This window comes from Mesorhizobium sp. RIZ17, from assembly GCF_051127865.1.
GTDB classification, from domain to species: domain Bacteria; phylum Pseudomonadota; class Alphaproteobacteria; order Rhizobiales; family Rhizobiaceae; genus Mesorhizobium; species Mesorhizobium humile.
Map to the genome: position 1 here is coordinate 4,726,198 of NZ_CP147861.1, position 11,878 is coordinate 4,738,075.

11 protein-coding genes and 1 pseudogene are annotated in these 11,878 nt (G+C 66.1%); 6 read left to right on the top strand and 6 right to left on the bottom strand.

All coding sequences use genetic code 11. The features are described from left to right. Positions 1-54 precede the first annotated feature (54 nt). Both WDX12_RS22780 and WDX12_RS22785 read right to left on the bottom strand, forming a co-directional pair. Complete coding sequence (locus WDX12_RS22780; protein WP_320296106.1) at positions 55-768, bottom strand: hypothetical protein; 714 nt, start codon at positions 766-768, stop codon at positions 55-57. 99 nt (positions 769-867) lie between these two features. Continuing rightward, on the bottom strand, positions 868-1,401 hold the full coding sequence (locus WDX12_RS22785; protein WP_320296105.1) for an imm11 family protein: 534 nt from the start codon (positions 1,399-1,401) through the stop codon (positions 868-870). Positions 1,402-1,587: 186 nt separating this feature from the next. On the opposite strand from WDX12_RS22785, the gene WDX12_RS22790 reads away from it, so the two are divergent. Continuing rightward, entirely contained in the window at positions 1,588-2,568 is a 981-nt protein-coding gene (locus WDX12_RS22790) for a GlxA family transcriptional regulator (protein WP_320296104.1), read from the top strand. Positions 2,569-2,629: 61 nt separating this feature from the next. On the opposite strand, the gene WDX12_RS22795 is transcribed toward WDX12_RS22790, so the two are convergent. Further along, positions 2,630-3,328 carry a hypothetical protein gene (locus tag WDX12_RS22795; protein ID WP_434722099.1) on the bottom strand — a complete coding sequence of 233 codons (699 nt, stop codon included), beginning with the start codon at positions 3,326-3,328 and terminating at the stop codon, positions 2,630-2,632. A 57-nt stretch (positions 3,329-3,385) separates the two neighbouring features. Continuing rightward, complete coding sequence (locus tag WDX12_RS22800; RefSeq protein ID WP_434722100.1) at positions 3,386-4,231, bottom strand: hypothetical protein; 846 nt, start codon at positions 4,229-4,231, stop codon at positions 3,386-3,388. 680 nt (positions 4,232-4,911) lie between these two features. On the opposite strand from WDX12_RS22800, the gene WDX12_RS22805 reads away from it, so the two are divergent. From WDX12_RS22805 to WDX12_RS22825, 5 genes and pseudogenes are all read left to right on the top strand, one after another. Further along, positions 4,912-6,231, top strand: coding sequence for an aspartate aminotransferase family protein (locus WDX12_RS22805; RefSeq protein WP_434722101.1), 1,320 nt, complete (start codon positions 4,912-4,914; stop codon positions 6,229-6,231). A gap of 17 nt (positions 6,232-6,248) precedes the next feature. Next, a complete protein-coding gene (locus WDX12_RS22810) occupies positions 6,249-7,421 on the top strand; it encodes an NAD(P)/FAD-dependent oxidoreductase (RefSeq protein WP_434722102.1) in 1,173 nt (390 codons plus the stop codon). 210 nt (positions 7,422-7,631) lie between these two features. Continuing rightward, complete coding sequence (locus WDX12_RS22815) at positions 7,632-7,913, top strand: hypothetical protein (RefSeq protein ID WP_434722103.1); 282 nt, start codon at positions 7,632-7,634, stop codon at positions 7,911-7,913. A gap of 95 nt (positions 7,914-8,008) precedes the next feature. After that, a pseudogene (locus WDX12_RS22820) lies at positions 8,009-8,326 on the top strand (DMT family transporter); the annotation flags it as partial. A gap of 223 nt (positions 8,327-8,549) precedes the next feature. Then, the gene (locus WDX12_RS22825) at positions 8,550-10,100 is read left to right on the top strand and encodes an alpha/beta fold hydrolase (protein ID WP_434722104.1); all 1,551 of its coding nucleotides are present in this window, start codon (positions 8,550-8,552) and stop codon (positions 10,098-10,100) included. 19 nt (positions 10,101-10,119) lie between these two features. On the opposite strand, the gene WDX12_RS22830 is transcribed toward WDX12_RS22825, so the two are convergent. Both WDX12_RS22830 and WDX12_RS22835 read right to left on the bottom strand, forming a co-directional pair. Continuing rightward, a complete protein-coding gene (locus WDX12_RS22830) occupies positions 10,120-10,575 on the bottom strand; it encodes a MaoC family dehydratase (RefSeq protein WP_434722105.1) in 456 nt (151 codons plus the stop codon). Continuing rightward, positions 10,572-11,867 (bottom strand): NAD(P)/FAD-dependent oxidoreductase, encoded by a 1,296-nt coding sequence (locus WDX12_RS22835; protein ID WP_434722106.1) that lies wholly within the window; start codon positions 11,865-11,867, stop codon positions 10,572-10,574. The genes WDX12_RS22830 and WDX12_RS22835 overlap by 4 nt, the downstream gene beginning before the upstream one ends. Between the last annotated feature and the right edge of the window lie 11 nt (positions 11,868-11,878).

Genomic DNA, 11,878 nt, shown 5'->3' on the forward strand with positions numbered 1-11,878 from the left:
ATTGCACGAAAACAAAGGGTTGGAACAGTTCGGCGATTCAAGCGCTGAACCGCTCTAACCGGTTGAGCGTCCGCGCCTGGCGCGGAACCGCTTGCGGTAGACACCCGGTGTTGACAGGACATCCGCGACTGTCTGAGTGTAAGCGGCCTGGCGGTTTTCGTCGAACACCTCGTATTCCAGTTGCGGCGCGGCGCGTGGAACCGCGAAGCATTGCGCGACCGGGGTTCCCTTGCCGAGCACGCCGCAGAATTCGGGCTCCTTCCAGATCGCCGGGAAATTGATGCCGCCATCGCTGAACCGGTCGGAATCCACCAGGCCCGTCACCAGCCTGAAGGGAAGATCCTCGCGATTGACGGGATGCGTCGCGTAGAGCGACCAGCCATCCTCGACCTCGATGGTCCAGAAACTGTTGAATTTAAGCGCGGCCTGGCCAGGCCTGGCGAAGGGGCTGCCGGCAAGCTGCCCCGGCGTGTGGAAGCTCAGCGGCGCGCGCGGATGGTTGCCGGTGGCCGGTTCCGGGATATTCCAGTCCCAGGAAAACTTGCCCCGGTCGACGACGACGTCGCAGGGCAGCAGGATCATGAAGCCGTAGGTCATCGCATCGACCACCGGCGGGCACTGCTTGAGGGTGCGGATGTCGCGGCCGTGGATCGCCGAATAGGCGGTGGCGGGCATCGCGCGCAGCCAGTCCGGCAACACGCCGCGCGCAGGCACCGGGCGCGGAAGGTGCTCGGCCAGCATCGGGTCACATCGGAAAATGACACGCATCGTCGCCTCCGGCCTTGCGATAGCATGCCTGCCGCCCGCGCTCCAAGCGGCGCCTGGTCAGTCTGCCGCCTGCGCCGACATCTGCGTCCTGGTGAGGCGTCAATCTGTCGTGCCCGATGTCCACACCGGCTCGAACGACACATTGCGCAACCCGGCCTTGCGCACCCGGTCAACGAACACCTCGTTGACGAAGACCGGGGAAGCCCGCATCGGCAGCTTGAACACTTCCGAGCTCCCGATGCTTTCAGCGTCGAAGGCGTAGCGCTCGATCGCAAGAATGTCGCCGTCCTCGAACCGCACGATTTGCGACCGCGCCTCGTCCAGCGCGTCGATCACAGTCGTGACGTTGAGCAGCCAGACCTTCTCGCCGCGCAGCGCGACGAGCTCGCCATAGGGGCGCAGCGCCGCCGCCAGCGCATCGACGGCCGGCTGGCGCAACAGCGGCGCATGTTCGCCCAGCCAGGGGAAATCGGAATAGAGGCGCTCGCCTTCTTCGACACGCCGCATCACCGGCGGCTCCCAGCCCTCCAGCGAGCGCCCGTCGAGGCCGAAGAACACCTCGTAATACTCGTTATCGGCCGGCAGCACCCATTCCTGCCCCTCGTACACAGCGAATTGATGGATGGTCGTCATCGCTTGATGGCTCCGCCGTTTCGACTGAGGACCGCGGCACCCGGCGGCCGCTGAAAAGCGCGCGGACCATGCACCGAGCCAGGGCGCCGTTCAAGGCCGCGCGCTATCCAGCCTGCTTGCCGGTTGATAAACGTCGCTGGTCGCCAGGATGGCGCCTGGCTCGAATGAAAGTGGGATCGCGAAAGAATGGCCAAAAAATTCGCATTTCTCCTGGTGCGCGATTTCACCTTGTCGCCGCTGTCGCTGTTCATCGACACGCTCAGGCTGGCCGGCGACGAGGGCGACCGCAGCCGCAGGATCGAGTTCGACTGGGAGATCGTCGGCGAGCGCGGCCTGCCGATCCGCGCCAGCTGCGGCGTCGAATTGCTGCCGACCCGGGCGATGGGCAATCCGGAGGATTTCGACAATGTCGTGGTTGTCGGCGGCCTGCTCGACACCAACCGCAGGCTGAGTTCGGAAAAGGAGGCGTTCCTGATGCGCGCCGCCGGGAAGGGCGTGCCGCTCACCGCCCTCTGCACCGGCAGCTTCGTGTTGGCCCGCTACGGCCTGCTCGACGGCTACAGCGCCGCGGTCAGCTGGTTCCACATCAAGGATTTCCGCGCCGAGTTCCCGGATGTGAACGCCCATGCCGACAGCCTCTATTCCGTCGACCGCGGCCGCGCCACCTGCGCCGGCGGCACGGGTGCCGCCGACCTCGCCGGCTATTTCGTCTCGCAATTCATCGGCCAGAAGGCGGCGGAGAAGGCGGCCAAGATCCTGGTGCTCGATCGCATCCGCTCCAGCCGCGACGTGCAGCCGGTCGGCGACCTTTTTCCCGCGGCCGCGAGCCGCGCGGTGAAGCGGGCGCTGCTCCTGATGGAAAGCAACCTGCAGGAAACGCTCTCCGTGGCCGAGATCGCCGCCAGGCAGAATTGCTCGCGTCGCCAGCTCGAGCGGCTGTTCGGCGCCGAGCTCGGCATCGGCCCGATGGCCGCCTATCTGGCGCTGCGGGTGCATTACGCCAGGTCGCTGCTGGAAGGCAGCGATCTCGCCATCGGCGAGATCGCCTATCGCTGCGGCTTTGCCAATGCCGGCCATTTCAGCCGCGTCTTCCGCCAGCAGACCGGCATCACGCCGACCCATCTCAGGCACCCGAACCGTATGGCGGCGAATGGCGTTGCCAAATAGCGCTCGCGGTGCACAACCCCGGCAAGGTGGCATCTCTGCCGATGGCCAGGACGGCCGGTCGTTACGTTACCGCGATGACCTTGCCTGTTGCATCAAGGCGACACAGGACTTTCGCCTGTCGCACCTGGACGCCACCTCGGAGCGCATAGTCTATTCGCACCTCGATCGGCGCCGCTAGGCCGGCGTGGCGTTGGCGCATCGGGCCGGCGCTGACCGCGGATACGCGCACCGCGCCGAGCGGCCTCGCGGCGGATACGATCGCCGCGCGGCACGCGCTCACGACTTTGGGCGGCGTGCCAGGCCTCGCTTTCAGCGACACCAGGGGCGCAAAGGGATAGCCCGCCTTAGATCGCCCAAACTCGCCGCCACGTGTGCTGGAAGGCTTCAGGATGGATGGGAGGCTGATCGCGGTTGTCGCGCTTTTGGCGGAGAAAACCGCGAGGTTGTCGGGGGCCGCGGTTTCCGGGCTGCCTGGAGTTGCTGTGCCGGCACCTGCCGAAACGCCTGCGCCGACCGATCCGGTATCGGCATTTGTGGCCGCGCCAGCGCTAACGCCGCCTGAGCCCGCTGACGCGCCAACGCTTAGGCCGCCCGACCCGCCGACACTTGCCCCCACCCCTGCGGAAACGCCTTGCGAACCGACGCTCACTCCAGCGCCAACGCTCGCGCCGCCGATTTGGCCGCCTCCACCGACATCAAGGGCCGCTGCTGGTCCGGTGGCGGCTGCGATCATCAAGGCGACTGCCACGTATTTGTCCATTTCGGAACCCTCCTACGGCCTGCGTTAGCGCTATTCCAAATGCGCTCCTGGCCATCTTCATCGAGGCGGGGTCGGAAGCAACGCGTCGGGGAGAGTAATCGTCGTCGCCACCAAAACCCGTTTCGGTGTTCTCGCAATCTTCGCTTTGTTTTTGTCCGGCAAACCTGTTTGACGGGCGGGTTGGCCATCCTGGCTGGCAAGTCGAACCGCGGTGGAACGCGCCCGCGGCGCGTGCTCGATCTGCGCTGTGCGGCGCGCGCTTTGCACCTTGACAAGGTCGATCGCCTTTCGCGCGGCGGTAAGGGCAACGGACATGTCGGTCAATTTTTGACGCTCTTGCTCCAACGCGACGCTCAAGTCGGCAGAAGCCTGCCTTGCCGCGTCTCTTTCCCGACGGGCAATCTCGACATCACTTGCGGCCGAAGCTGCGCGCGCGCGTTCCATATCCAATGCCTCGTTGGCATGTGTTGCGGCGGCGACAGCCAACTGGAGGTCCTTCAGCGCATCAGCCCGCTCCGCCACAGCCAAATCTGCGCGTCTCTCATTGGCGTCGCCAGCCTGACGGGCCATGGCGAGTTCGTGTTCGGATTGCTCGAGCTTATCCCGCCCTTCGGCTAGCGATTGATTTGCCTCGGCCAGGGCCGCATCCTTGGCATTACGTGCTTCGTCCAAGGAAATGGCTTGTGCTTTCAAGCCTTTGATCACGCGCCGAGCCGCTTCCAGGTCGAGTTTGAGAGCTTCGTTGCTTTGGTTCGCCACATGGAGAGCGTTTGCTTGCTCCGCCGACGTGCCGGCCAGCACTCTTGCCTGCGCGCTTGCTGTGCGCTCGGCGTACTGGCTCTGGCCCAGTAGCGCTTTTGTCGAAGACAGTTCTCTTCGCGCCGCGGCGATCTGTTGCTGCATTTCGGCGCCATTGTCCGCCGGAGATATTAGTGCCAAGAGCAGGATGCATCCGGGAACGGCGCTCCACCTCCAGTGGCGCATGCTGAAGCGAACCCATGCCGGGCGCGGGTCGCCCTCGAACTCGTCATAAGATCCATGTGTGAATGTCACGGGCCTCCGTCCTCTGTCTGCTGGACATTCCTCGCGATTCTCAAGAACACGCCATAGCGGCTGTGCGTTCCCAGATACGACTTCAGGCGTAGGAAGCATCATCCAAATGAACTAGGTACCTTGGCTGGCCGTATCCGAGCAGGATTTGCCGACGGCGGGTTGACCAATGTCGGACGGTGGAAGCGAAGTGATGCTTCGCACTAATTCGCTTGCCGGTTTCGCCGGTGGAAAGGCGAGGGACTTCAATTCAACCAGTTCGGCTATCTGCAACGTCCCCGGTCACTGACCGACGCGTCAGCGACCTGGCGACCGGCGAGATCGCCTATCGCCAGCAGACCGGCATAACGCCGACCCATCTCAGGCACCCGAACCGTATGGCGGTTGCCGCGAAATGATAACGGCCGGCGCCGACCCTGGTCGGGTCGCATAGCCGGCCTGGCCGATTGCGCCGGCGCGGAAACGAACCGTAGCTTCGTGGCGAGCGGCGGTTGCGCCGCTGTTGCAACAGTCGAATTCGCCTTCGGAGAGCCATGCCGCATTATCCAGACGCCATGCCCGGATCGAAGACCCTGTTCGAGCGCGCCAGGAAGGTGATGCCGGGCGGCAACACGCGCACCACGGTCTTCGTCGACCCGTTTCCGATCTACGCCGCGCGCGGCGCGGGGTGCAGGGTCTGGGATGTCGACGGCAATGCCTATTACGACTGCATCAACAATTTCACCGCGATGATCCACGGCTACGCGCATCCCGATGTCACGGCGGCCGTGGCCGAGCAACTGCCGCTCGGCACGGCCTTCGGCGCCCCGACGCTGAGCGAGATCGAGCTTGCCGAGCTTCTGGTCGAGCGGTTGCCCTCGGTCGACCAGGTCCGCTTCACCAATTCCGGCACCGAGGGCGTGATGATGGCGATCAAGGCTGCGCGTGCCTTCACCGAACGGTCGAAGATCGTCAAGATCGAGGGCGCCTATCATGGCTCCTACGATTTCGCCGAAGTCAGCCTGGATTCCTCGCCCGCCAACTGGGGCGACCTGCCCAGATCGACGCCCTATGCCAAGGGAACGCCGCGCGGCGTGCTGGACGACGTGATCGCCGTGCCCTTCAACGACACCGAGGCGCTGCGCGCGGTCTTCGCCGCCGAGGGCGGCGGCATCGCGGCCGTGCTGATCGACCCGATGCCCAACCGTGCCGGCCTGATCCCGGCGCGCCGGGATTACCTCCTTGCCATGGCCGAGATCGCCCACGCGGCGGGGGCCTTGGTCATCTTCGACGAGGTCATCTCGTTTCGACTCGGATGGTCGGGTGCGCAAGGATTGTGGGGCATCGAGCCCGACCTGACGGCGCTCGGAAAAATCATCGGCGGCGGTTTTCCGGTCGGCGCCGTCGGCGGCCGCGCCGATGTCATGGCGGTGTTCGATCCGACCGCCGGCAAGCCGGCGCTTCCGCATGGCGGCACCTTCACCGCCAATCCGGTCACCATGCGCGCCGGCCTTGCCTCGATGCGGGCGCTGACCAAAGAAAGCTTTGCCCATCTCGATCGTCTTGGCTCGTTCTTGCGCGACGGCGTCACCGCCTCCTTCGAAAAACATGGGCTCGACGGTCAATGTGTCGGCCTGGGCTCGCTGTTCAAGGTTCATTTCACGTCACATCCCGTCACGGATTACCGCTCCATCTATCCCGGCCAGGCCGACCGGAAAAAATTCGACGCTTTCCACAAGGGCCTGCTCGGTCGCGGCGTGCTCTCCGCCAGCTACGGCCTGTTCGCGCTGTCGACGCCGATGACCGGGGAAGATGCCGGCGCCATCCTTCATGCGATCGACGAGACCCTGGGCGAGATCGCCGCGCAGTGCTGAAAGCAGGTGGACTACAAATGACGGCTTCTCCTCATGTCGTGGTGATCGGCGCCGGCACGCTGGGCATGTGCACGGCGCTCAACCTTGTCGAGCAGGGCGCGCGCGTCACGGTGCTCGAGGCGCAGTCGATCGCTTCCGGGTCGAGCGGCAGGTCGGTCGGCGTCGTCGGATCGCAATTCACCGACCCGTTCGAGATCATGCTGCGCGTTCATTCGCTGCGCCGGTTCCGCCAGTGGGAGGGCGAGGGGCTTCAATTCAACCATATCGGCTATCTCCGGCTAGCGCGCACGCCCGAGCAGATGGAACTGTTCGCGCGGTCGGTCGAGATCCAGGGCGAGGCGGGCCTCAGGTCGCGCCTGATCCAGGCAGACGAACTCAGGCAGCTCGTTCCGCACATCAACCCTGACGGGCTCGAAGGCGGATTGTTCGGGCCCGACAACGGATTCCTCGATCCGCACGAGATGTGCAATTTCCTGGCGGGCATCGTGCGCGCCAAGGGCGGCGAGATCCGCCAGTACCGCAAGCTGCTCGGCGTAGAACGGCAGCCGGGCGGCTATGCGCTGGAAACTGGCGGCAGCCCGGTCGATCGCGAGCGACGGCTGATCCACTGCGATGCGGTGGTCAATGCGGGCGGGGCCTGGGCGCCGCAGGTCGCCGCGCTTTTCGGCCAGGCCCTGCACATCTGGCCCGAGCGCCACGAGGCCGTCGTCATCCATCTCGACGAGCCGCTCGGCTACACCATGCCGATGGTCATGGACCTGGTGAACGGCGAAGGCAGCGGCCTCAATTTCCGCCACGAAAAGCCGGGCGAGCTGATCGCCGAGATCCACAAGGTGAACTCGGCCGCGCCGGAAGACCCCGACAATTACAACGAGCAGTGCGAGGAGCAGTCGAAGGTCGATCTGGCGGAGCTGCTTTTGGAACGCGTGCCCGATCTGCCCGGCGCGCGGCTCGGCCGGGGCTGGGCGGGCCTTTACCCGGTCACGGCCGACCATCGCCCCTTCGTCGGGCCGATCGATGCCTCGGAGCCGACGCTGATCACCGCCGCCGGCGCCGGCGGCTACGGCATCCAGCTCGCCCCGGTGATCGGCCAGATCGCCGCCGACTGGGTGCTTCACGGCGCGCCGGTCTCGGTACCCGGCTCGCAGAGCCTGGCGCCATCTGCTGAACGCAATATGCCGGGCCACTGACCGATGCTCCACGCCGGCTCGGATGCCTAAGATGCCACCGTTCCCGTTAACCATCGATTAACTATCCGGTGGCCTTTAATGGGTTCTGGAGGATACTGATTTTGGCCGCGAGCAATGATCTCGCAGCTGCCGAAATTGGAAAAGAAGCGGCGGGATACCGTCGCCGTCTGCCGGGGAGGCGCCCAGCATCTTTGATGAGGGAGCGCCGGAATGAATATCGAGGAAGCAGTCACTGCGGCGACAGCGGGGTCGGGCGCGCTCCTGTCCTGTCTTGGCCAGCCCGTCCTGGCCTATCACGTCACGGTCATCATGCGTGAAACCGACGCGAGGCATGCGCGGCAGATGCAACTGGCCTTGCTGCGGCGGAGCATCGAGGCGCTTGTCGACGACGGCCTCGAAGGCACCGAAGCCGAACGCTTTGCATCGCAGTTCGACGGTCGCGTCGGCTCAGCCTGGGACCTGCTGCATACGGCCGGCGACACCTCGCACTGATCTCCTACAGACGGCTTTATCAGGGCCGTATGTAGCTCTTGCGGCATGAGGTAGACTGCCGGCTGCGTCTGACGTTCATTGAACGGGGGCATGCGATGCAGGCGATACCGATAGCGCATCCGGCGGGCCAGCCTGCCGCCGTTTCGATACCCTCGCTCGGCGGCTATCCCACCGCTGTGCTGTGCTGGCTGCTCTCGGCCGGTGTCTATATCGCGGCCAAATGGGTGGCGCCGGAAATGCCGCCCTGGGGACTGTGCTTCTGGCGGCTCTTGCTGGCCTGCGCCATCCTTTTGCCGATCGTGCACCGCCATCACGGCGCGATGCTTGCGCTTCTCAAATCCCGGCCGCTGGAGATCGTCGCGGTGGGGGCGATCGGCCTGACGCTCGGCGCGGCCTTCATCGTCGTCGGGGTTGTGCTGGCGACGGCCATCAAGCCGAGGGCGGTTGCGGCAAAGGCGTGAGGGAACGGCAAACAGCGTCGATCGGCTGTTCGCATGGGCAAGTCGATTTGGGTTCCTGGACCGTGAGCCATCCGGGCCAAGCTTTCCTAAATTAGCCGATTTTGCTATTGGCTGCCCTTCGCAGCGCCGGTCAGGGCCGAAGGGGGATCATGGCGATCGACAAGCGTGTGAACGCATGAACGGCGGCCAGCACATGCTGGAGCTGCGCGTGCTTGGCGATTTTCAGGCGATGCGCGACGGCCAGCCGGTTGACCTGCCGCCATCGCGCAAGACGCGGGCGCTGCTCGCCTACCTCGCCGTCACCGCCCGGCAGCACCAGCGCGAGCGGTTGTGCGAGATATTCTGGGACATTCCCGACGATCCGCGCGGCGCCTTGCGCTGGAGCCTGTCCAAGATCCGCCAGGTGCTGGGCGGCGACGGACTCGCGCTCGTCGCCGATCGCAACGCCGTCGCGCTCAACATCGATGCCGATTACGCGCGGCTGGCGCCGCTGGTGAAGGCCGACCTTTCCTCCCGCACGAGTGAAGAGCTGGAAGCCGTCTTGGCCTCGATCCGCGGCGGCTTTCTTGCCGATCTCTCGCTCGAGCGCTGCTTCGACTACGAAAGCTGGCGGCAGGCCATCGCCAGCGAGGTGGAGATCGTCGAGCTCGGCATCCTGCGTGAGTTGGTCGAGCGCCTGGCGGACCAGCCGCGACGAGCGCTACCGTTCGCCCAGCGCCTGCGCGGCCTCGTGCCCGACGATGCGCGTCTCGCCGCCGAGATCGAGGCGTTGGAGGACAGGGTCCGGTCGGCCACCGCTCAAGCCCCGGGAAGCGCGTCGCAATCCAGCTCCGCCCGGCCGCCGCAAACGGCGTCGAAACCTGCGTCATCGCAGGATCCTGGCCGCGCCGTGCAATTCTGCCGGGCTCTCGACGGCACAAGGCTCGCCTATGCCAGTACCGGCAGCGGCCCGGCGATCCTGCGCGCCGCGCACTGGATGTCGCATCTCACCTTCGACTGGGACAGCCCGATCTGGCGGCACTGGATGCGCGAACTGTCGCGCCAGAACCGGCTGGTGCGTTACGACGAGCGCTGCAACGGCCTGTCGCAGCGGCACGTCGTCGACATTTCGTTCGAGACCATGCTGTCGGACCTCGAATGCGTGGTCGAGGCGACGGGACTTGACCGCTTCACCTTGCTTGGCCTGTCGCAGAGCTGCGCGGTTTCGATCGCCTATGCCATCCGCCATCCCGAGCGGGTCTCGGGCATGATCCTTTATGGCGGTTACGTCAAAGGCTGGCGGGCACGCGGCGACGCGGGCGAGATCGCGACGCGCGAGGCCGCCGCGACGCTGATGCGCGAGAGCTGGGGCAAGCCGAACCCGATGTTCCGCCAGGCCTTCTGCTCCATGTTCATCCCCGGCGCCACGCACGAACATTTCGCCTGGATGGACGATCTGATGCTGCGCACCGTCTCGCCCGACGATGCCTGGCGCCTTCAGAGTTCCTTTTCGGTGATCGATGTCAGCGACTTGCTGGACAAGGTGCGCGTTCCGACGCTGGTGCTGCACGCGCGGGACGACAACGTCGCACCCGTCGAATCCGGGCGCACCATGGCAGCGGGCATTCCCGGCGCGCGCTTCATCGAGCTCGAGAGCCAGAACCACATCCTCCTCGAAGGCGAGCCCGCCTTCGAGGAGTTCATCGACCACGTCCGCGCCTTCATCGCCGAGACGGCGGGCGGGTAACCGGGCGCTGGCGCAGCTCTCAGCTCTTAGCCAATGGCACGGTGAAGACCGTCGCGGTGCCGGTGAGGCAAAGCTCGCCGGCTTCGTTGCGCACCGATGTCTCCAGCTTGGTGATCGGCTTGTCGGCGCGCACCTCCTTGACCTCGACACGGCCGGTGATCAGTTCGCCGACGCCGACCGCCTTGACGAATTTCCACGACACTTCGAGGAACACCGAGCCGGGGCCGGGCAGGTCTTCCGCCACCACTGCATTCAGGATGCCGGACGTGACGCCGCCCTGCACGATGAGCTTGCCGAACACCGAAGCTTCGGCCAGCGCCTTGTCGAAATGCAAGGGGTTGCAGTCGCCGGTCATCTCGGCGAACGCATCGATATCCTGAGGCTGCGTGCGCCGCGAGCGCTCGGCGAAGGCGCCCACCTTTGGTCGACCCTTGATGACGCCGACCCACCCGTCCTTCATCACATGCACAGTCATGGTCTTGCTCCGGTTCGGTTGCGATTGGGTGTCATTCCGGCCGAGGCCGGCGGTTCGTCCTGGTTGGCCGGTGCCCGGTGGGCCGTCGGCCGCGATGCAGAGGAAGGGGCGCGGCGCACCGGCGCCGGCTGCCCGGCCAGCGCCTGAACCTCGGCCTTTAGCACGGCGCTGAAGCGGCGATGACGCTCGCCGAGATCGTCGAGCGTCCAGTCGAAGCCGGCGATCGCGTCGGTGGTGTCGAGGATCTGGTTGGCGATCATGTCGCGCTGCCGCTGCCAGATCGCGAATGCCGCGTCCGAGCCGTCGAGGATGGCGCGCGCGAGGCCCTCCGCATCGCGCAGCGCATCGGAAATGCCGTGCGAGGTGATCGGATCGCGGAAGAAACCGGCATCGCCCACCAGCGCCCAGCCGGGGCCGTGCGCCTGGCGGATATAGCCAGGCACGCCCCGAAACGCCTGCAGGCGGGCATCCTTCGGCGCTCTGGCCGCCTGTGCTGCCAGCGCCGGCGAAAGCGCCTCGAGCACATCCATGCGGGCGCGGGCGTGGCCGAGGCGGAAGCGCTGGTCGAACAGGCCCGTCGGCACCGAGGCGACGATGCAGGCGAGGCCGTCATTGCTCGGGATGAACGAGCCCGCGATCCCGTCGCGGAAGTACCAGTGGTAGCCGGTGCCGGGCTCGACCGGCGCATAGCCATAGACATGGGCGGCCGACACCGCGCCGCGCCGCAAGGGCTGGGCGTCGACGCATTTTGCCACCAGCGAGCCGACGCCGTCGGCGCCGACCACGATATCGGCGCTGACCCGGAGCGACGCGCGGCCGGCGGCGCGTATTTCGATGCCGCGCACGCCCCCGCGCGTGTCTGCGAAGAGATCGCCGACCGCCACCTCGTGGAGGATTTCCGCGCCGGCCTTGCGCGCCGCATCGACCAGGATGCGGTCGAGCACGGTGCGCCGCGGCGCGATCAGGCCGGGAATGTCCGAACCGGCGGCGAGCGGGATGGTGATCTCCTCATCGCCATAGTGGAAGGTCGTCGTCTCGATGAGCGGCGTGCCGGCCTCGAGCAGCGGCTTCAGCAAGCCCCAGCGCCACAATTGCAGAACGGCGGGCCGCATCAGCGCATGCGTCGACAGCGTGTCGGAGCCATAGGGCTTGCGGTCGATCGCCAGCACCTTGAGGCCCGCGCGGGCGAGCAGCATCGCGCTCGCCGCACCCGCGCAGCGCGCGCCAACGATGATGGCGTCATAATGGCCCCGCTTCGGAACGGCCATGAGGGAGATCGGGTTGCTTGCCATGGTCTTGGTCC